This window comes from Nocardia sp. NPDC052566 (assembly GCF_044547285.1).
Lineage (GTDB): Bacteria > Actinomycetota > Actinomycetes > Mycobacteriales > Mycobacteriaceae > Nocardia.
Map to the genome: position 1 here is coordinate 37,355 of NZ_JBIUAF010000006.1, position 20,062 is coordinate 57,416.

16 protein-coding genes are annotated in these 20,062 nt (G+C 67.9%); 5 read left to right on the forward strand and 11 right to left on the reverse strand.

What is annotated here, in order from left to right:
* Window positions 1–21: 21 nt before the first annotated feature.
* The gene (locus ACIG5A_RS29890) at window positions 22–747 is read right to left on the reverse strand and encodes a tyrosine-protein phosphatase (protein WP_397246044.1); all 726 of its coding nucleotides are present in this window, start codon (window positions 745–747) and stop codon (window positions 22–24) included.
* Window positions 748–890: 143 nt separating this feature from the next.
* Here ACIG5A_RS29890 and ACIG5A_RS29895 point away from each other — a divergent pair, with 143 nt between their 5' ends.
* Window positions 891–1,691, forward strand: a complete 801-nt coding sequence (locus tag ACIG5A_RS29895) for a DUF4184 family protein (RefSeq protein WP_397246046.1) — start codon at window positions 891–893, stop codon at window positions 1,689–1,691.
* Between the two features lie 165 nt (window positions 1,692–1,856).
* Here ACIG5A_RS29895 and ACIG5A_RS29900 read toward each other — a convergent pair whose 3' ends face one another.
* The 6 genes from ACIG5A_RS29900 to ACIG5A_RS29925 all read right to left on the reverse strand — a co-directional run bounded on the left by ACIG5A_RS29900 (window position 1,857) and on the right by ACIG5A_RS29925 (window position 10,283).
* Window positions 1,857–4,022: a hypothetical protein gene (locus tag ACIG5A_RS29900; protein WP_397246048.1), complete on the reverse strand. Its 2,166-nt coding sequence runs from the start codon at window positions 4,020–4,022 to the stop codon at window positions 1,857–1,859.
* Window positions 4,023–4,176: 154 nt separating this feature from the next.
* Window positions 4,177–5,457, reverse strand: a complete 1,281-nt coding sequence (locus tag ACIG5A_RS29905; protein ID WP_397246050.1) for an ABC transporter permease — start codon at window positions 5,455–5,457, stop codon at window positions 4,177–4,179.
* Window positions 5,457–6,587, reverse strand: coding sequence for an ABC transporter permease (locus tag ACIG5A_RS29910; protein WP_397246052.1), 1,131 nt, complete (start codon window positions 6,585–6,587; stop codon window positions 5,457–5,459). The genes ACIG5A_RS29905 and ACIG5A_RS29910 overlap by 1 nt, the downstream gene beginning before the upstream one ends.
* Window positions 6,580–8,061: an ABC transporter ATP-binding protein gene (locus ACIG5A_RS29915; protein ID WP_397246054.1), complete on the reverse strand. Its 1,482-nt coding sequence runs from the start codon at window positions 8,059–8,061 to the stop codon at window positions 6,580–6,582. The genes ACIG5A_RS29910 and ACIG5A_RS29915 overlap by 8 nt, the downstream gene beginning before the upstream one ends.
* 39 nt (window positions 8,062–8,100) lie before the next feature.
* A complete protein-coding gene (locus tag ACIG5A_RS29920) occupies window positions 8,101–9,192 on the reverse strand; it encodes a BMP family protein (RefSeq protein WP_397246056.1) in 1,092 nt (363 codons plus the stop codon).
* Window positions 9,193–9,272: 80 nt separating this feature from the next.
* Complete coding sequence (locus tag ACIG5A_RS29925; protein ID WP_397246059.1) at window positions 9,273–10,283, reverse strand: saccharopine dehydrogenase NADP-binding domain-containing protein; 1,011 nt, start codon at window positions 10,281–10,283, stop codon at window positions 9,273–9,275.
* Between the two features lie 170 nt (window positions 10,284–10,453).
* Between ACIG5A_RS29925 and ACIG5A_RS29930 the strand changes: the two genes are divergently transcribed.
* Together ACIG5A_RS29930 and ACIG5A_RS29935 are read left to right on the forward strand one after the other, a co-directional pair.
* The gene (locus ACIG5A_RS29930) at window positions 10,454–11,311 is read left to right on the forward strand and encodes an arylamine N-acetyltransferase (RefSeq protein ID WP_397246061.1); all 858 of its coding nucleotides are present in this window, start codon (window positions 10,454–10,456) and stop codon (window positions 11,309–11,311) included.
* A gap of 145 nt (window positions 11,312–11,456) precedes the next feature.
* The gene (locus ACIG5A_RS29935) at window positions 11,457–12,383 is read left to right on the forward strand and encodes an NADP-dependent oxidoreductase (protein ID WP_397246065.1); all 927 of its coding nucleotides are present in this window, start codon (window positions 11,457–11,459) and stop codon (window positions 12,381–12,383) included.
* A gap of 93 nt (window positions 12,384–12,476) precedes the next feature.
* On the opposite strand, the gene glpD is transcribed toward ACIG5A_RS29935, so the two are convergent.
* The 3 genes from glpD to ACIG5A_RS29950 are packed head-to-tail and all read right to left on the reverse strand — an operon-like array spanning window position 12,477 to window position 16,584.
* On the reverse strand, window positions 12,477–14,156 hold the full coding sequence (gene glpD, locus ACIG5A_RS29940) for a glycerol-3-phosphate dehydrogenase (protein WP_397246067.1): 1,680 nt from the start codon (window positions 14,154–14,156) through the stop codon (window positions 12,477–12,479).
* A gap of 56 nt (window positions 14,157–14,212) precedes the next feature.
* The gene (glpK, locus tag ACIG5A_RS29945; protein ID WP_397246069.1) at window positions 14,213–15,733 is read right to left on the reverse strand and encodes a glycerol kinase GlpK; all 1,521 of its coding nucleotides are present in this window, start codon (window positions 15,731–15,733) and stop codon (window positions 14,213–14,215) included.
* Between the two features lie 44 nt (window positions 15,734–15,777).
* Window positions 15,778–16,584 (reverse strand): MIP/aquaporin family protein, encoded by an 807-nt coding sequence (locus ACIG5A_RS29950; protein WP_397246071.1) that lies wholly within the window; start codon window positions 16,582–16,584, stop codon window positions 15,778–15,780.
* A 224-nt stretch (window positions 16,585–16,808) separates the two neighbouring features.
* Here ACIG5A_RS29950 and ACIG5A_RS29955 point away from each other — a divergent pair, with 224 nt between their 5' ends.
* Together ACIG5A_RS29955 and glpK (ACIG5A_RS29960) are read left to right on the forward strand one after the other, a co-directional pair.
* Window positions 16,809–17,573, forward strand: coding sequence for an IclR family transcriptional regulator (locus tag ACIG5A_RS29955; RefSeq protein ID WP_397246073.1), 765 nt, complete (start codon window positions 16,809–16,811; stop codon window positions 17,571–17,573).
* A 30-nt stretch (window positions 17,574–17,603) separates the two neighbouring features.
* Window positions 17,604–19,118, forward strand: coding sequence for a glycerol kinase GlpK (gene glpK, locus ACIG5A_RS29960; protein WP_397246075.1), 1,515 nt, complete (start codon window positions 17,604–17,606; stop codon window positions 19,116–19,118).
* Window position 19,119: 1 nt separating this feature from the next.
* On the opposite strand, the gene ACIG5A_RS29965 is transcribed toward glpK (ACIG5A_RS29960), so the two are convergent.
* Window positions 19,120–20,061: a sigma-70 family RNA polymerase sigma factor gene (locus ACIG5A_RS29965; protein WP_397246077.1), complete on the reverse strand. Its 942-nt coding sequence runs from the start codon at window positions 20,059–20,061 to the stop codon at window positions 19,120–19,122.
* Between the last annotated feature and the right edge of the window lies 1 nt (window position 20,062).

Sequence of the window (20,062 nt, forward strand, 5' to 3'; positions counted from 1 at the left end):
ATTATCTGTGGCACCGGGGTATCAGGCGAGCAGTTGTGCTTGTAGCTGGTCGATGACGGCGGTCGTGAGCTTCACCTCGTCGGTGAGGTAGCGATGTGGGGAGCCGTAGGTGGTGGTGAGGTCGTCGAGGACCAGTCGCATGACCTCGGCCGGTGCGCGCCCGTAGCCCGGCCAGATGAGCTCGCGGCCCGGATTCATCGCCAGCCAGTCCGCGACGAACCGTGCCGTCGCGAGCTCGGTCAGCGCGAAATCGGCGAGAATCTGCTCCTCGGAGACGTCCAGCGCTGTCAGCACCAGAGCCGCGATCAGCCCGGTGCGGTCTTTGCCTGCGGTGCAATGGAATACGGTCGGTCCATCGCCGTTCGCGATCAGCTCGATCGCCTCGCGAATCTCCGCGACACCGTCGACGGCTACCTCGGCGAACCTGTCCGCGAGGTAGCGCCACGGGTCGATATCCGGATCGATGGCGGCCTGGTCATACGGCCGGTGCTCGATACTGCAGTTGGCATACCTGAACCGCTCCGCCTGCGGCACAAGCCCATTGGCCTCGATCTCCCACGGATACCGCAGATCGATCACCGTACGCACGCCGAGCTCCACAAACCGATCCCAGTCCCCGCCACGCAACTTGCCCAGCGAATCGGCCCGATACAACCGCCCCCACACCACCGCCCGCCCATCCCCGGCCCGATATCCACCCATATCCCGAAAGTTGTGCAAACGCTCGAACCCGATGTGCCGCTTCACACCCCCATCATCCGCCACCCCGCCCAGCCGGACCCGAACCGCGGCCCTCCCCGCCGAGCGCAGTCGAATGGCCGCACGACACGCCGGTAGGCACGGCCATTTGACTGCGCTCGGTGATCGAGGGGTGGGGATAGGTTGAGGGTGTGCCTTTTACGCCCGCGCATCCGGCGGCTGTGCTGTTGGTGCGGCGGTACTTGAATTTGCCTGCGCTCGTTGCTGGTTCGGTGGCTCCGGATGTGCCCTACTACCTGCCTGTTCCTGGTGGGCCGGAGACGCATTCGGTCAGTGGGCTGCTGGGGTGGGATTTGTTGTTCAGTGCGGCGTTGCTGATGGTGTTCCGGTTGCTTGCCGGGCCGATGGTCGCGTTGGTGCCCGTTGGTTGGCGGAATCGAATGCCATTGCCGAGTTGGGGTTTCCGGTCGCCCACGGTGGCGTCGGCTCCGGCTGATGGGCGACGGGGAATGCCGGTGCCGAGTGGTGGCTTTCGGTCGGTGCGTGTGGTGGTGATGCTGGCCGTCTCGGTAGTTGCCGGTGCGGCAACACATCTGGCTTGGGACTCCTGCACGCAGACCGACGGGGCCGCGGTACGGGCGTGGGAGTGGTTGCGGGTTTCGGTGGTCGAACCGCACAAGCTGTATAACGTGCTCGGCTACCTGTCCTCGATCGGCGGCCTCGTCGCACTCGGCGCCGCGATCGCGCTCTGGTATCGCCGGACGCCTCCGGTAGTCGACACGGCGCCCGGACTGCCCCGGTCACTTCGCTGGGCAATCCTTGGGAGTCTCGCCGTCGCCGGCGCTCTCGGCATCGCCATCGCATTGACCGATCCGGTGGCCGGAGTCAGCGGCTACGACTTCGTCCGCCGAGCGTTGATCGGCGCGATCCGCGGCAGCGCGGTCGGCTTGGCGTTCTATGGGCTTCTATGGCACATTGCCGAACTACGCTGAGCACCAGCCGCTCTCGCGCCGGAGGGCGTGACCCCCGCCGTGTGCGATGGTTCACCGCGTCGGCCGCGGACCTAGGTGGGGCGCACTGATTTGTGGTGCCGCGCAGGGGACTGTGGCGACGGGCTCGGCCGAGTGCGGTAGGCGCTCGGACCGGCTGCGCTGCCCTCAGATCTCGGCGGTGGTGACCAGTTCTCGGTCGGACATGGTTGGTGGGCGGGGGCTCGGGAGGGTGGGGGTGCGGCGGCGGAGGCGTTGGTAGGCGAGTTGGAGGAGTCCTAGGCCGGTGAGGGCGGTGACGGCGGTGGCGATGCTGATCTGCCAGCCGGGTGGGCGCCAGGCGAGGGTGAGGGTGGCGTCGGTGGTGCCGGGGGGAATGGTCACGGCGACGAAGCTGCCCGCGACGGTGGTGGAGGGGATTTCCTTGTCGTTCAGGGTGATTCGGTAGCCGGGCCAGGCCAGGCGGGCGAGGACGAGGCGGCCGCCGGTGGTCGAGGTGACCTGGACGCGGGTGGTGAGATCGTCGCGACCGGTGGAGGTGGCGGTGACGTTCTCGGCAACGGCGATGATATTGGTTGCGCGACTGCCATTTTCGCGTTCGAGCACCGAGATGAACCGTTCGTGGCCCGGGTAGTCGACCCACTTCCACCCCGCGGGTGCGGGATGGTCGCGCTCGGTCGGGTACTGGGCGCGTTGCAGCACCACCCGGTCGAGCTTCATCAGGTCGGCAATGGTTGCGCCGGTTGATGGTTCGACGGCGAAGGTGCGGCGGTAGGCGTCGGGGCAGGTGCTGCCGTCCCAGGCCATGCAGAGCAGCGCGCTGAACGCCGCGTGGCCGACGGGAGTGTAGCCGTTGACGTAGTCGAGCCCGAGGTTCTTGGCGTAGCTGCCGATGGCGATGGAACCGTAGGCGCCTGCGAGGTTCTTGTCCTCCGGTCGCACCAGCACACGATCGGCGAGTTGCAGTGTGACACCGTCGAAGTCGGGGAACGCAGCGGTCATCTCCGAGCGACGTTCGGCGAAGTTGTAGGACATCGGCGTCGGCGGCGCGCCTTGCACCTGCGCGTACGCGATCGGGAACATGGCGGCGATGGTCAGCCCGCACGCGAGCGCCGTACCGCGCGTCTTGGCCAGCCACACCACCGCGGCACCGAGTGCGGCGACCACCGCGACCGCGATCAGATGCACAAGCACCAGTGACGGCGCCGCCGAGAAGGAACGCACGAACAGCAGCCCGATCAGCACGGCCGCCGCAGTGCCCCGCCTGCGCCACGGCGTGAAAGTGCCGTAGCGGCTGAGCATCACGCATACCAGCACGAGCAGCGACACCGCGACCATCGGCAGCACCCGCGCGGGCCAGCGCAGCGGGCCGATCGCCCCTGGCCCCGCGGTCCACATCAGTACCGCGGTGGCGAACAGCGCGATCCCGCTCAGCTCCCTGGCCGCCCGCCGCGCCGCGGGCCAATCGATGAATGCCAGCGCCGGAATCAGGAACCACGCGATGTAGACCATCGGCAGCGGCTGCACGTGCCCCCACCACGCGGTGAACGCGGGCGCGGTGCTCGGCAGGCTCGCGTTGAGCGATTCCGACCACGGCACCGTCAGGAACGGATCGTTGTGGATCTGCGCGCTGCCGCGCCAGGTCGCCTGCGAGGAGAGGATGCCGGGCAGGTTGGCCGCCATCGCGGCGAGCACGGCGCAGAATCCGACGAGCGCAAGCCGCCCCGAGGGCAGCCACCGCCGCTGGTAGACGATCTCGCCGACGATGACGGTGGCGATCATCAACCCGGATTCCACCGCGGGGAACGCGTATTGGATCGACAGCGCCAGATACAGGAAGACGAACACCGGAATCGGCCCGCCGCGTCCGCGCGCGTACAGCACCGCCGAGGCCCACGCGTGTAGCAGCCATGCGGTGCCGGTGTGTGAGGTGATCCAGCTGGCCTGATCGAAGAACAGGAACCATCCGCTCAACGGGAAGGCGACGCCCGCGACCGCCGCCCACGGCGCGCGAGCGCCGTAGGCGAGGCAGATCCGGAACACGCCGAGCGCGGCGATGATCGAGAAGACGAGCTTCACCGCCGTCGCGTAGACGGCGAGGTTGTCCATCGATGGCGCGAGCAGATAGATCAGCAGCTGCGGCGGGTTGTAGAGCCCGGACTCTTCGAGGGAGTAGTTGCCCCCCATCCATTCGGTCGGCACGAGCGTCGGGAAGCGGCCCTCGCGCAGCTGGGTGCCGAGCTTGACCCACATCGGCGCGTATTGCGCCTCGGTGTCGTCGGTGTAGTAGTGGCGCGCGTCGGCGAGCAGCACCGCCAGATATCCGAGAATCACCCCTAGTGCGGTAACCGCGCCCCACTTCTGTCTATCTCTACGCGATTCGGTTGTCGCACTAACTCCCACGAGCGCGGGACCGTATCGGACATAGGTGAACAGATCAAGCCGACATGCTGTCCGATTTGTCGGCTTCTCTGAAAGCCCTGCTCGCCTACTCCGGCACGTACGGCTCACCGTCGGCTTTCGGCGGGCGAACCTGCCCGACCGCGCCCGCCACCGCGATCACCGTCAGCAGGTACGGCGTCATCTGGAGCACCTCGGTCGGTATCGGCGTCGCCAGCACCTGCAGCTGCCCCTGCAGCGCCTTGGTGAAGCCGAAAAACAGTGCGGCACAGGTGGCCCCGATCGGATGCCAGCGTCCCATGATCACCGCCGCCAGCGCGATGAAGCCGTTGCCCGCCGTCATCTCCTTGGTGAAGCCGCCGGTCGAGCCGATGGTGAAGTAGGCGCCGCCGAGCCCGGCGATCGCACCGGCGAGCAACACCGCCTGATAGCGCACCCGCAGCACCTTGATCCCGACGGTGGCCGCGGCTCGCGGATGTTCACCGACCGCGCGGACCCGCAGCCCCCAGCGCGTCCGGTACAGCGCGACCGTGACCAGCGCGATCACCAGGACCATCGCATAGACCAGCGCGGTCTGCTCGAACACCGTCGGTCCGAGGATCGGGATCGAGGACAGCACCGGTATCGCGATCGGCTGCATGGTGCCCGGGCTGTTGAACCGGGCCGAACCGTCGGTCAGCTGGGTGAGCTGATCGAACAGGAATCCCGTGATCCCGGTGGCGAACACCACAAGCAGCACGCCGAGCACGATCTGATTGACCAGGTACCGGATCGAGAACACCGCGAGCAGCCAGGCGATGAACACCCCGGCGAGCACCGCGGCGACCACGCCGACCAGGAAGCTGCCGCTGACCGTCGCGATGATCGCGGCCGCGCACGCACCGGCGAGCAGCTGACCCTCGATGGCGATATTGATGACACCGGCCCGCTCGCACAGCACCCCGGCCAGCGCGCCGAGGATCAGCGGTGTCGACAGCGCCAGCGTGCCCTGGATCTGATTGGTCAGCGGGAAGATCTTGCCCGAGGCCGCCCAGCAGATGAACGTCACCACGAAGGCGAACCCGAACAGCGCGAAAAGCGCTGCCGCCCACCGCCCGGACAGCCCGCGCCATAGGTGCGCGATCGCGATCGCCAGCGCGAGCACCGAGAGCACCAGCGCCACTGGCTTCGCCGGGACGCCGATATCGGCCGGTCCCGAGGCGCCGGGGGCGGCGAGCCGGAATTCGACGGTGCCCGACCGGGTGAAGAGCGCGAGTAGCACCGCGGTGATCGCGAGGACGAGCAGCAGTACCCCGAGCCGCAGCCGCCTGCTCCGATGTTCGGGCGACTCGATGGCCACCTCGGCAGGCGCGGGGATGGTCGCGGTCATCAGTTCCATCCTTTCGCGGCAACGGCTTCCGCGCGCTCGGCGCGGATGCGGAACACCGCACGCACCAGGGCGGGCGCCGCGACCAGCAGCACGATGACGGCCTGCAGCACGGTCACCAGCGTGAGCGGTGTGCCCGTCGCCGCCTGCATCTCGTTGCCGCCCGCCTTCAGCGCGCCGAAAAGCAGTGCGGCGCAGACGGTGCCGAGCGGGCTGCCGCGCCCGAGCAGCGCGACGGTGATGCCGTCGAAGCCGAGCGATCCGGCGATCCCGTTGGTCAGCGGCAGATCGGTGCCGAGCACCTGCTGACTGCCCGCGAGTCCGGCGAGACCACCGGCCAGCAGCATCGCCACCACGTAGGTGCGTCCGACATTCATGCCCGCGGTGCGTGCCGCATCGGGATTGGCGCCGACGGCCCGCAGCTGGAAACCCGCCGTCGACCTGGCGAGCAGCCACCACACGAACGCCGCGGCGAGCACGGCGACGAACAACCCGAGATGCAGTCGGGTGCCGAGGAATTGGGGCAGCTGGGCGGTGTCGTCGACCACCGGGCTGATCGGTTCGCGGCGGCCGGGACGCTGCAGTGCCGAGGTGGACAGCAGCCATGTGAGCGCGTACAGCGCCACGTAGTTGCCCATGATGGTGGTGATCACCTCGTGGGCGCCGGTGCGCGCCTTCAGCAATCCGGCGATGCCTGCCCACAGCGCGCCGCCGAGTATCCCGGCCAGTGTGGCGGCGAGTACGTGCAGCACCGGCGGCAGATGTACCGCGAAACCCACCCAGCCCGCCGCCAGCGCACCCGCGATGAGTTGTCCCTGCGCGCCGATATTGAACAGCCCGGCGCGAAAGGCCAGCGTCACCGCGAGCCCCGTGCAGATGAGTGGCGTTGCGGCGACCAGGGTTTCGGCGAACTGATACTTACCGCCGAACGCGCCGAGGAACAGCGCCTGATAGGTGTCGCCGACCGCGGTGCCCGCCGCCGACACCGTATCCAGCGGCCTGGCGAAGAAATACCCGAACGCCGAGGTCACGTCGGGGCTGCTGACGATGATCAATACCGCGCCGACGATCAGCGCCAGCAGCACCGCGAGCGCGCTGACCGCCAACTCCCGCAGCCACTTTCGATCAAGCATCGCCGCCACCCGCCATCATCAACCCCAACTGGTCGCGCGGCGTCTCCGGTCCGACCACGCCGACGATCCGGCCGCGGAACATGACGATGATCCGGTCCGACAGTGCGTAGATCTCGTCCAGCTCGCTGGAGACGATCAGCACCGCGGTGCCCCGATCTCGTTCGGCGACAATGCGTTTGTGCACGAACTCGATGGAGCCGACATCGAGGCCGCGGGTGGGCTGCCCGGCGATCAGCACCTCCAGCGGCCGCGACATCTCTCGCGCGAGCACCACCTTCTGCTGATTACCGCCGGACAGCGCGCGCATCGGCGCCGCCACCGACTGGGTGCGTATATCGAACTCCTCGATCCGATGTTCGGCATTGCGCTGCACCGCCGCCGGTGACAGCACGCCGTTGCGCGAGAACTCCGGCCGGTCGATCAGATCGAGCACCAGGTTCTCGGCGACGCTGAACGTGCCGATGAAGCCGTCGTGCGAACGGTCTTCCGGCACATAGCCGATGCCCGCGCTCAGATGCCGGCGTGGCGGCTCGCCGACCAGTTCCTTGCCGCCGACGGTGATCGAGCCGCGCACCGGCGGTTGCAGCCCGAGCAGTGCGTTCACCAGCTCCGACTGACCGTTGCCGACAACGCCCGCGATGCCGACGATTTCGCCGCCGTCGACGTGGAAGGAGACGTCGTCGACCACCACCGATCCGGCCGCGTCGACCAGCGTCAAGTCGGTGACGACGAGTTCGGGCCCGGTCGGCTCGGCCGCGGTCTTGCTGACCACGAGCTGCACCGATCGGCCGACCATCAGCTCCGCGAGTTCGGTTTCGGGAGTGGAGGGTTCGACGGTGCCGACCACCGCACCGCGCCGGATGACGGTGATCCGGTCGGCGATGCGGGTGACCTCCTTCAGCTTGTGGCTGATGAAGATGATCGAGGTGCCGTTCGCGGCGATCCCGCGCAGCACGTCGATCAGCTCGTCGATCTCCTGCGGGGTGAGCACCGCCGTCGGCTCGTCCAGGATCAGCACTTCGACGTTGTTGGCCAGCGCCTTCAGGATCTCCACCCGTTGCTGCTCACCCACCGATAGGTTCGACACCAGCGCGTCCGGGTTCACCGGGAGCCCGTAGCGCTCGGACAGCGCACGCACCTCCCGGCGGGCCGCGCCGCGGTCGAGCATCGCGAAACCCTTGGTCGGTTCCCGGCCGAGCATGATGTTCTCGGCGACGGTGAACACCGGGACGAGCATGAAATGCTGATGCACCATCCCGATGCCCGCGGCGATCGCGTCGCCGGGCGAATGACAGGTCAGCGGTGCGCCGTTCAACCGCACCTCGCCCTCGTCCGGCTGCAACAGCCCGTAGAGCATATTCATCAATGTGCTCTTGCCCGCGCCGTTTTCACCGAGCAGGCAGTGGATCTCACCGGGTTCCACCACCAGGTCGATCCGGTCATTGGCCAGCAGCGCGCCGAATCGTTTTGTCAAACCCCGTAATTCGAGCCGCATCGAATTCCCCGGCCCGGATCACTTGGTCACGGGTTGTGCCTTGGAAGCGAGGGTGATCTTCCCGCTGGCGATATCGGCGGTGAGCGCGGTGATTTCGCTCTTCAGCTCGGCCGGGATGGTGGCATCGAACTGGTGGTAAGGGGCCAGGCTCACGCCCTTGTTCGCCAACGTCCCGACGTAGGTCGTATTGGTGAATTTCTTGTTGAAGGCGTCGGTCACCGCTTTGGTCACCGCGACGTCCATCGACTTCTCCACGCTCGACAGCAGCGAGGAGCAGTATTCGGCGGCGCTCACACAGCCGTCGGTATCGACCCAGATCGCGTTGACCTTGCCGCCCGAGGATTTCGCGGCCTCCAGCGCGCCGAGACCGGCGGGACCGGCCACCGGCAGCAGGATGTCGGCGCCCTGGCTGATCAGATCGTTGGCCTTGGCCTTGCCGACGTTCTTGTCCTGGAAGTCGTTGGTGATCACGCCCTGCTGGGTGGCCTGATCCCAGCCGAGCAGCTGGACCTGCTTACCTTTGTGCTGGTTGTAGTAGGCGACGCCCTCGGCGAAGCCGTCCATGAAGATCGCCACGGTGGGGATGTTGATGCCGCCGAAGGTGCCGACCTTGCCGGTCTTGGTCATCCCCGCCGCCAGATACCCGGCCAGGAAGGACGGCTGGGCGGAGTTGAACACCAGGCCTTGCAGATTCGGCAGCGGCGGGAACTTCGCGGTATCGGTGTAGGAGTAGTCGACGATCGCGAAATTGGTATTCGGATTCTGTTTCGCCTGCGCGTAGGTGACGTCGCCCTGTTTGAAGCCGATGGTGACGACGATATTGCACTTCTGCCTGACCATCGTGCTGACATTGGTCGGATAGTCGTTGTCCGAGCGCGATTCCAGCTGTGCCTTCGAGATACCGAGCGCGGCAACGGCGTCGGTGATCCCTTTGAAGGAGGTCTGATTGAACGACTTGTCGTCGAATCCGCCGGAATCCGACACCATGCACGCCTTGAAATCCTTGGCGCCGCCCTCGGACTTTCCCGACTCCGACGGCGGACTACCGCACGCCGCGACGGTCAGAGCGAGAACACCCGCCGTGGTGAGGGTGCGCATCAACCTGACCATTTGTGCCTCCTGAAACGCGATAGGCCGCAACTGATCTGAATGATCTTGCCCCAAGTGCCTGCTCGGTGGGTGGGTTTTGCTCAGAGGCTGGTGGTGAAGGCGCCGAGTTGTTCGAGCAAATGCAGGAACGGCCTGGCCGCGAACGCCTCGGCCGGGCTGAACACGCCGGATTTCACCGGGCCGTCGCCCAGCGCGAGACGGTCGGCCGCGTTGACCGAGGCGAGTGCCCCGGCCCGCCACAGATCATGGCCGGTCAGATGCGCCGAGCGGCTGCCTTGTTCGGCGATCGCCTGCACGGCGATGGTGAAATCCGTCTTCGCCCTGCTCTCGGGATCGAGATCCTCGCTGGTGAACACCTGATCCTCTTCGAAGGTGCGCGCGGTCAGCATCACCTCCACCTCGCGGACCGGTGTATGCCTCGGCACGGTCAGCGGCTCCGGGTAGGGCACCGGCGCGATCACCGTGCGCGGGCCCAGCGGCGGCGGGAACGCGAAGACGGCATTACGCGGTTCGACGAAACCGATGGACAGCGCGCCGCCGGTGAACGAGATCCGTTCGGTTTCGGCGAACAGTTGCCGCGCGGTGTTCAGTGCGCCGGTGGTCAGCCGCCAGCCCGCCACCGCGTAGGCGACGACGATCCGATCAATGGCGGTCATGCCCTCGGTCGTCGCGGCGGTGAGCAGATCGCCGAGGCCGCCGTAGAAGCTCATCGACGGGACCATGGTGCTGCCGCTGCGCTGCGCGAGCGGCTGGAAGTCGAACATCCGCTTGACGTGGTGCGGTTCGAGCGCGTGGTCGATGTAGTGGCAGCCCGCCGCCGCGGCGGCCGCGGCCACCGGTTCCCCGGTCTTGGAGAACGGGCCGGCACAGTGGATCAGCACGGTCGCGTGCTCGGTGAGCTCGCGCAGCGCGATCGGATCGTCCACCGCGGCAACATGACTGCGGGCGCCGTATTCGTCGGCCATGGCGGCGAGCCGGGTGGCGTCGCGACCGGCCAGGATCAGATCGCGGCCGCGTGAACGCAATTCGGCGGCGACCAATCGACCGGTGTGCCCGGTGGCTCCATAGACGGCGAAAACGGGCTCGGTCATGATCGACACACTCCAAACCTGGGCGTTCGTACCTATGTTCGAGTTTCGGCGCACTCCGGTGGCCTGTCAAGGGCGTCCGGTGGGTGTCACCTCGCAGCCATCCTGGCGCAAACCTGTTGACCGGATTCGGAATTCGGTGAACTGTCGGTGCTGCTGAGTAGTGTCCAGGCATGCGTGAAGTCGACGTGCCCGCCTTTCTGAACCGACTGGGCCTCAACGAGGCCGAGCCGCCGAGTGTCGCCGCGCTGTGCCGGCTGCACGCGGCCTTCGTCGAACGAGTGCCGTACGAGGCGTTGGAGATTCAGCTCGGCAGGCCGACCACGCTTGATCCGTTCGATTCGCTCGACCGGATCGTCGGCGAACGGCGCGGCGGCTACTGCTATCACCTCAACGGCGCGTTCTCGGAGCTGTTGCTGGCGCTGGGTTATCGCGTGACCCGGCACCGCGCGGGGGTGCAGAACAGTGCGAGCGTGCCGCCGGAGATCAGCCGAAACCACCTGGCGCTCACGGTGTCCGGCCTGCCGGATGAGCCGGCGACGACGTGGCTGGTCGACGCCGGTCTCGGTGACGGCCTGCATACGCCGCTGCCGCTGCGCGAGGGCGTTTTCCGGCAGGGGCCGTTCACCTTCCGGCTGCGCCCCTCCGAGGTGGTGTCCGGCGGCTGGCGCTTCGATCACGACGAGCGCGGCAGCTTCCTCGGCATGGACTTCGATCCCGCCCCCGCGGTCATGGCGGATTTCGCGGAACGGCACGAATACCTGTCCACCTCACCCGATTCGGGATTCGTGCGGGTGTGCGTGGTGCAGCGCCGCGATGCCACGGGCGCCGACATACTGCGTGCCCGCACGCTGATCAGGCTGGACGGCGAGCGCGGCGCGGCCACCGTTCTCGGCTCCGCCGACGAGTGGTTCGCGGCGCTGAAGGGTGTCTTCGGGCTGTCGCCGCGGCTGACCTCGGCGCAGCGCGAGCAGCTGTGGCAGCGGGTCGTCGCGCAGCACGAAGCGCACCTGGCCGCACAGTCTCAGTGAGGGTCTGAGTCGCACCTCTCATTGCATCACCGCAGGTGAACCTCTGTTCCGCGATGCTTGCCGAGCGGATAGTTGACGCGCGGAAGAACTAGGAGTACATATATGCGTAAGCATTATTCCGCATCGCAACTAAAGGGAGAATCTGATGTACGCGATCACGCAGGACGCATTCGGCGGACCCGAGGTGCTGTACCGCACCGAGGTCGAGCGCCCGCGGCCCGCAGCGGGTGAGGTGCTGGTCCGGGTGCACGCGGCGGGCGTCAACCCGGTCGACTCGGCCGTCCGGAACGGATACTTCCCGCTGTTCACCGCGCCGCCGTTCGCGCTGGGCTGGGATGTGGCAGGCGTCGTCGAGGAACTCGGTCCCGAGGTGACCGGGTTCGAGATCGGCGCGGAAGTGCTCGGGCTCTCGGCATTTCCGAAGGCGGCCAACGCCTATGCGGAGTACGCTGTCGTCGCTGCCGCCGACCTGGTGCGCAAACCCGCCGCACTGTCCATGTCGGAGGCGGGCGCGCTGCCGCTGGCCGGGCTCACCGCCTGGCAGGCGCTGGCGCGGATCGCCGATGTCGCGGCCGGGCAGCGGGTGCTGATCCACGCGGCGGCGGGCGGCGTCGGCCACCTCGCGGTGCAGATCGCCAAGGCGCGCGGCGCGTACGTGCTCGCCACCGCGCGCACCGAAAATCACGCGTTCCTGGACGAATTGGGCGCGGACGAGCTGATCGACTACACCACCGTCGATTTCGCGGTCGCCACCGAACCGGTGGACGTGGTGCTCGATCTGGTCGGCGGCGAAACCGCGAAACGCTCACTGGCGCTGCTGAAGCCGGGCGGCCTGCTGGTCACCACGGTCGGCCACGATCCCGGTATCACCGCCGAGGAGGCCGAACAGCACGGCGTTCGCTTCGAGACGGTCTTCGTCGCGCCCTCCGCGGCGGACCTGACCGAACTGACCGCCCTGGCCGACACGGGCGCATTGCGCGTGCACGTCGCACGGGAACTGCCGCTCGCCGATGCCGCGAAGGCACACGAGACCTCGGGCAGCGCAAAGGGCAAGACCGTCCTCATCCCGTGACGGCCGAGCGGCCACGAGATCGAGCACACCGTTTCGAGCGACCTGCGAGCAGTCGCTACGGAGGGGAAGGGGCTCGATCTCGCGGCCGGTGGATCAGGCGACGGCGACGAGGCGGGCCGCGTTGGCGGTCGCGTCGTCGGTCGCCTCGTTGGCCGCCAGTTCCGCGCGGACGCGGTCCTGGTAGCGGGTGACCTCGCGGTCGGTGGCGGCCGCATCCCAGCCCAGATGATCCGCGATCAAGCGGGCCACCTCGGGCGCCGTGGCGAGGCCGCGGTCGGCGACCTCGATGGAGATGCGGGTGCGCCTGGTCAGCACATCGTCGAGATGCAGTGCGCCCTCATGGGTTACCGCGTAGACGATCTCGGCGGCCAGGTACTCGTCGGCGCCTGCCAGCGGCGTCGCGAGTTCGGGCTCGCGGGCGATCAGCTCGAACAGATCGTTGATCGCCGAGCCGTAGCGGCCGAGCAGCCGCTCGACCGTGGCGTAGGACAGCCCATTCCGCTGCGCGACGCTGGCGATATCGGCCTCCAGCTCCTGGTAGCCGACCGCGCCGAGGATCGGCAGGTGCTCGGTCACCGACGGCGCGACCGCGCGGCCGAGGCCCTTCGTCGCGGCGTCGACCACGTCGGCGGCCATCACCCGGTAGGTGGTGTACTTGCCGCCCGCGATCACGAACAGACCCGGAACCGGTTCCGCGACAGCGTGTTCGCGCGACAGGGTGGAGGTGTCGCTCGACGCGCCGGACAGCAGCGGACGCAGGCCCGCATAGGTGCCGACGATGTCGTCCTCGGTCAGCGGCTCGCGCAGCACGGCGTTGACGTGATCGAGGATGTAGCGGACGTCGGTCTTGCTCGCCGACGGGTGATCCTTGTCCAGCGACCAGTCGGTGTCGGTGGTGCCGATGATCCAGTGCCGGTCCCACGGAATGACGAACAGCACGCTCTTCTCGGTGCGCATGATCAACCCGGTGTCCAGGTCGAGCCGCTCGCGCGGCACCAGGATGTGCACACCCTTGGAAGTGCGCACGTGGAACGGGAATTCGACGCCCGTCATCTTGTTCATCTCGTCGGTCCACACGCCGGTCGCGCTGATCACGCTGCGGGCGCGCACGGTGTGCTCGACGCCGGTTTCGAGATCGGTGACGTGCGCGCCGATCACGCGCTCGCCGTCGCGCAGCAGGCCGGTCACCTTGGTGCGGGTGAGCACGGTGGCGCCGTGCTGCGCGGCGGTGCGGGCGATCATCATGGTGTGGCGCGCGTCGTCGACCTGCGCGTCGAAGTAGCGGATCGCGCCGGTGAGCGCGTCGTCACGCAGCGCGGGCGCCAAATCCAGTGCGCGCGTGCGGGACAGGTGCCGGTGCATGGGCAGAGCGCGTGCGCCGCCCATGGTGTCGTACAGCGCGACGCCCGCGCCGATGTAGGCGCGTTCCCACACCCGGTGCTGCAGTGGAAGCAAGAAGGAGACCGGGCGCACGAGATGCGGGGCCAGCTTGCGCAGCAGCAGGCTCCGTTCCTTCAAAGCCTCACGCACCAGCCAGAAGTCGAGCTGCTCCAGGTAGCGCAGGCCACCGTGGATCAGCTTGCTGGAGCGGCTGGAGGTCCCCGCGGCGAAATCCCGCGCCTCGACCATCGTCACGGACAGGCCGCGGGAGGCGGCATCTAGTGCGGCGCCCGCACCGACCACGCCGCCACCGATGACGAGGACGTCGATTTCATTGTCGCCGAGCGACTTCACCGCGTTGGCGCGGTAGTTGGGGTCCAATCTCGCAGACACGGTCTTCTCCTTGTTTCAACGTAAGTCAATCGAAATATTCAGTTGGCGAACAACTTTCAGTCGTCGACGTCGATCCAGTCCAGGGTGCGCGAGACGGCCTTCTGCCAGCGGGCATAGCCCTTCGCGCGCTGCTCCTCGGTCCAGGTCGGATGCCAGCGCTTGGCTTCCTGCCAGTTCTGTTCGAGTTCGTCGGTGCTGCTCCAGAATCCGACCGCGAGGCCGGCGGCGTAGGCGGCGCCGAGCGCGGTGGTCTCCGCGACCACCGGACGCGACACCGGAACACCGAGGAAGTCGGCCTGCAGCTGCATGCACAGCTCGTTGGCGGTGACGCCGCCGTCCACGCGCAGCGTGTCCAGGGTGACGCCGGAATCGGCCTGCATCGCCTCGACCACGTCGCGGGTCTGGTAGCAGATGGATTCCAGCGTCGCGCGGGCCAGGTGCGCGTTGGTGCTGTAGCGCGACAGGCCGACGATGACGCCGCGCGCGTCCGAGCGCCAGTACGGCGCGAACAGGCCGGAGAACGCGGGCACGAAGTAGACGCCGCCGTTGTCCTCGGCCTGCCTGGCCAGCGATTCGCTCTGTGCCGCACCGGAAATGATGCCGAGCTGGTCGCGCAGCCACTGCACGGCCGAGCCGGTCACCGCGATCGAACCCTCCAGCGCGTACACCGGCTTCTGGTCGCCGAACTGGTAGGCGACCGTGGTCAGCAGGCCGTGCTGCGAGCGCACGATTTCGGTTCCGGTGTTGAGCAGCAGGAAGTTTCCGGTGCCGTAGGTGTTCTTCGCCTCGCCCGGCCGGAAACACACCTGGCCGACGGTGGCGGCCTGCTGATCGCCGAGCACACCGGCCAGCGGGACCTCGCCGCCGAACGGGCCGTCGGCGCGGGTCTTGCCGAACAGTTCCGGATTCGACGACGGCGCGATGGCAGGCAGCATGGCGCGCGGAATCCCGAACAGGGACAGCAGTTCGTCGTCCCAGTCGCAGGTCTCCAGGTCCATCAGCATGGTGCGGCTGGCGTTGGTCGGATCGGTGACGTGCACGCCGCCGTCGATGCCGCCGGTCAGGTTCCACAGCAGCCAGGTGTCGGTGGTGCCGAAGATCGCGTCACCGGTCTCCGCGTCGGCCGCGACGCCGGGCACGTTGTCCAGGATCCAGCGCAGCTTGCCGCCGGAAAAGTAAGTGGCAGGCGGCAATCCGGCCTTGCGGCGGATGGTCTCGCCGTGGCCCGCGCGCTCCAGATCGGCGGCGATCTTGTCGGTGCGGGTGTCCTGCCAGACGATGGCGTTGCAGTACGGACGCCCGGTCTTGCGGTTCCACACCACGGTGGTCTCGCGCTGGTTGGTCACGCCGACCGCGGCCAGATCGCTCGCGACGAGATCGGCTTTGGTGAGCGTGGACTGGATGACCGCGCGGGTGCGCTCCCAGATCTCGGTCGGATTGTGTTCCACCCAGCCGGCCTTCGGCAGGATCTGCTCGTGTTCGAGCTGGTGGCGGGCGATTTCGTTACCGCCGTGGTCGAACACCATGAAGCGAGTGCTCGTGGTGCCCTGGTCGATGGCGCCGACGTACCGACTCATCGTTGTGGTCCTTTCGAAGAAACCTGTTACTGAGAGAAGAAGATTCAGAACGCCAGTTGGGCGACCAGGCCCGCGAGCACGCCACCGGCGAGCGGGCCGAGCACGGGCACCCAGGCGTAGGACCAGTCGGAGTTCTTGCGCTTGGCGGCGGGCCGCTCGGGCAGCGCGTGCGCGCCGACACCCGCGGCGACCGGCTCGCGGTCCGCGACGTTCGCGGACTTGGTCATCGGCAGCAGTGCGTGCGCGATGCGTGGGCCCAGGTCGCGGGCCGGGTTGATGGCGTAGCCGGTCGGGCCGCCGAGCGAGGCGCCGATGCCGACGACGAGCAGCGCGGCGGCGAGCGGGCCGAGGCCGCTCGGGGTGTGGCCGAACGCCAGGATCGTCAGTACCAGTGCGAAGGTGCCGATCACCTCGGTGGCGAAGTTCCAGCCGTAAGAGCGGATCGCGGGACCGGTGGAGAAGACCGCCAGCTTCTTGTCCTCGTCGGTCTCCGCGTCGAAGTGCTGCTTGTAGGCCAGGTAGGCGATGTTGGCGCCGGCGAACGCGCCGAACAGCTGACCGCCGACATAGGCGATCGTGTTGGCCGCGGTGATGTCGATACCGGGGGCGTACTCGTCGGCACCGCTGGACAGGATGCCGAGGGTCACCGCCGGGTTGAGGTGTCCGCCCGTCTTATAGGCCAGGTACACACCGGCCATCACGCCGAAACCCCAGCCGATATTGATCAGCAGCCAGCCGCCGTCGAAACCTTTGGATTTGGTCAGTAGCACATTCGCGACCACGCCTGCGCCGAGCAGGATCAGCATTCCCGTGCCGAGTGCCTCGCTCGCGAAGATCGCACCGAAGTTCACCGTTGAGCCTCCGTTTGATGTGGCGTCCGCGGCCGCGGCGCCTCTGCGCGAGACGTTACGTACGAGGTGGATAACCCGACATACCTCGCGTTCGACAATGTCGAACGGTGCGGCTGGCTGCACAAGATCGATGCCACTAATGTCGCGCACCCAGGAGGCGGGTATGCGGCAGGTCACAGCGGCGGTTCGGCGTGTCGGGCCGCGCGTCGGCTATGTTCTCCGTCGTGCCTGGTCCGATCCAATCGATCGAACGCGCTGCGGCCATCCTGCGGCTGCTGGCCCGTGGGTCCGGCCGGCTCAGCGTCGGCGAGATCGCGGGCGCGCTCGGGCTCGCCAAACCGACCGCGCACGGCATCCTGCGCACCCTGCTCGGTGTCGGCTTCGTCGAACAGGATCCGGCCACCGGGAAATATCAGCTCGGTGCGGCGATGCTGCATCTGGGCGCCAGCCAATTGGACGCGAACGAACTGCGCTCGCGGGCGATCAACTGGGCCGACGCACTGGCTGCCCGCAGTGGTGAGGCGGTGCGGATCGCCGCGCCGGTGGACGGGCAGGTGGTGGTGGTCCACCACGTCTTCCGGCCGGACAACACCGAACAGGCGCTCGCGGTCGGCGAGGTGCTGCCCGCGCACGCCACCGCGCTCGGCAAGGTGCTGCTCGCCTACGACTCCGACCTGGCCACCGCGGTGCGCGCCGGCGAACTCGCCGCGCTCACGCACCGCACCATCGTCGATCGGGTCGCGCTCGCAAGGGCTCTCACCGGTGTCCGGCAGGCTGAATGGGCCGGGGAGACAGGCGAATTCCGGCCCAACGAGGCGGGTATCGCGGCGCCGATCCGGTCGCACGGCGGACTCGTGGTCGGCGCCATCGGCATCAGCGGGCCGGTCGACCGGCTCTGTGACCCGCAGTTGCGGCACCGGCAGGCACTGGTCGGTCAGGTACGCGACGCCGCACGCGCGGTATCCCGGGATCTCGGTGCCGGACACTGACATTCGCCATCACACAGGAAGCGGCCGAGGATGAGTCAACGTTATGTGCTGGCGATCGACCAGGGCACCACCTCGACCAGGTGCATCCTGTTCGATCAGCGCGCGCGGCTGGTCGGTGTCGCCCAGCGCGAGCATCACCAGCACTATCCGCGGCCGGGCTGGGTCGAGCAGGACGCGATGGAGATCTGGCGCAATGTCGAGCGGATCGTGCCGCAGGCGCTGCGTGACTCCGGCATCACCGTCGATCAGGTGGTCGCGCTCGGCATCGCGAATCAGCGGGAGACCACGGTGGTGTGGGACCGCCACACCGGGCTGCCGATCCGGCGGGCCATCGTCTGGCAGGACGTGCGCACCGAGGAACTGGTGCGCGATATGCACGACAGGCCGGGCGCGGAACGGATCCGCGAGCTGTGCGGGCTGCCGCTCGGCACCTACTTCGCCGCGCCGCGACTACGCTGGCTGCTGGATTCCGTTGCGGGACTGCGCGATCGGGCCGAACGCGGCGATGTGCTGTTCGGCACCATGGAGACCTGGCTGATCTGGCAGCTCACCGGCGGGCCGGACGGTGGACTGCATCTCACCGATGTCACCAACGCCAGCCGGACCCTGCTGATGAACATCGAAACCCTAGCCTGGGACGCCGAATTGCTCAGCTTCTTCGGCATTCCCGCGGCGATGCTGCCGCGTATCCAGCCCTCTACCGCGCCCTACGGGACGACCCGCGTTGTCGCGCCCGGCATTCCGATCGCCGCCGCGCTCGGCGATCAGCACGCCGCGCTGTTCGGCCAAACCTGTTTCGCCCGTGGGGAAACCAAATGCACCTACGGGACCGGCGGTTTCCTCATGATGAACACCGGCAGCGAGCTGGTGCAGTCCGAGCACGGCCTGCTCACCACCATCGGCTACCAGATCGGCCCGGAACCGGTGTACGCGCTGGAAGGTCCCATCGCGGTCACCGGCTCACTGGTGCAATGGGTCCGCGACAACATCGGCCTGGTCGCCAGCGCCCCGGAGATCGAAACCCTCGCCCGCACAGTCGAAGACAATGGCGGCTGCTATATCGTCCCTGCCTTCTCCGGCCTGTACGCGCCCCACTGGCGCAGCGACGCACGCGGTCTCATCATCGGCCTGACCTCCTACATCACCAAAGGGCACCTGGCCCGTGCGGTCCTCGAGGCCACCGCATGGCAGACCCGCGACGTGGTCGACGCCATGAACGCCGACTCCGGCCTGCAAGCCCGAACCCTGCGCGTGGACGGCGGTATGACCTCCGACAACCTCCTCATGCAGATCGTCTCCGATGTCCTCGACATCCCCGTCATGCGCCCGTTCGTCTCCGAAACCGTCTCCCTCGGCGCCGCCTACGCCGCAGGACTGGCGGTCGGCTACTGGCCCGATCTGGAAGGCCTGCGCAACAACTGGCGGCTGGCCGCCCAGTGGACCCCGAACATGGACCCCGTCCATCGCAAAACCGAATACGAAAACTGGCGTCGCGCAGTGGAACTGACCTTCGGCTGGCTCCAGTCGAGCAAGGCGACCAGCTAGGTCACCAGGATTCGATGAGCGGGGCGTCGTGTTCCTGGCGCTGCCATTGCGCGGTGAGGCGATCGAGCCGGCCCGGCGTGGCGATACCGCGCACGCCTGCGATCTTGTCGTCGCGGATGTCCATTATCACGACCCCGACGACCCGGTCGTCGAGCGTGGCGAGCATGGCCGGACAGCCGTTGATCACGGCGGCATGGACCGAGATCGGGCCACCGGCCAATTTTCGTTTGGCCGGAGAGGGTTTGAAGCGGGCGCGGAACGCGGTGGCAATCCGTTCCGGAGTCGAGAACCGGAGCGGCTTCCCGGACAGCCCGAGCCCGGCACCGTCGGAGATGCCGGTCGCGTCGTCGGTCAGCAGCGCGACCAGCCGTTCGGTCCGGCCCGAGGCGGCGGCAGCGACGAACGCCTCGACGATGCGATGCGCGCAGGCGCGGTCGATGCCGGTGCTGTTGCCCGTGGCGGTGATTCGGCGCCTGGCGCGGTGGATGTGCTGCTGGCTCGCGGATTCGGAGATGCCGAGTATCTCGGCTATCTCGGCGTGGCCGTACGAAAAGGCCTCGCGCAGAACGTAAGCGGCACGTTCGACCGGCGAGAGCCGCTCCATGAGGGTCAGCACCGCCATGGTCACCGATTCGCGCTGCTCGGCGGTTTCGGCCGGGCCGAGCATCGGATCGCCGTCGAGCAGCGGTTCGGGCATCCATGCCCCGACCGCGCGTTCGCGCCGCACCTTCGCCGAACGGAGCCGATCGATCGCCAGGTTGGTGACGATCTTCGTCAGCCACGCCTCCGGCACCTCGACGAACTCGCGGTCGGCGGCCTGCCACCGCAGGAACGCGTCCTGCACCGTGTCCTCGGCATCGGCGGCCGAACCGAGCAGACGGTAGGCGAGCGAGGCCAGCCGATGCCTGCTGGCCTCGAAGCGTGCCACGGTGGCGGTGTCCATG

Coding starts and splice junctions, on each gene's coding strand:
- ACIG5A_RS29905 (WP_397246050.1), bottom strand. CDS start 5,457: ATGACCGCGACCATCCCCGCGCCTGCCGAGGTGGCCATCGAGTCGCCC.
- ACIG5A_RS29920 (WP_397246056.1), bottom strand. CDS start 9,192: ATGGTCAGGTTGATGCGCACCCTCACCACGGCGGGTGTTCTCGCTCTG.
- ACIG5A_RS29935 (WP_397246065.1), top strand. CDS start 11,457: ATGTACGCGATCACGCAGGACGCATTCGGCGGACCCGAGGTGCTGTAC.
- ACIG5A_RS29965 (WP_397246077.1), bottom strand. CDS start 20,061: ATGGACACCGCCACCGTGGCACGCTTCGAGGCCAGCAGGCATCGGCTG.
- glpK (WP_397246075.1), top strand. CDS start 17,604: ATGAGTCAACGTTATGTGCTGGCGATCGACCAGGGCACCACCTCGACC.
- ACIG5A_RS29930 (WP_397246061.1), top strand. CDS start 10,454: ATGCGTGAAGTCGACGTGCCCGCCTTTCTGAACCGACTGGGCCTCAAC.
- glpK (WP_397246069.1), bottom strand. CDS start 15,733: ATGAGTCGGTACGTCGGCGCCATCGACCAGGGCACCACGAGCACTCGC.
- ACIG5A_RS29925 (WP_397246059.1), bottom strand. CDS start 10,283: ATGACCGAGCCCGTTTTCGCCGTCTATGGAGCCACCGGGCACACCGGT.
- ACIG5A_RS29910 (WP_397246052.1), bottom strand. CDS start 6,587: ATGCTTGATCGAAAGTGGCTGCGGGAGTTGGCGGTCAGCGCGCTCGCG.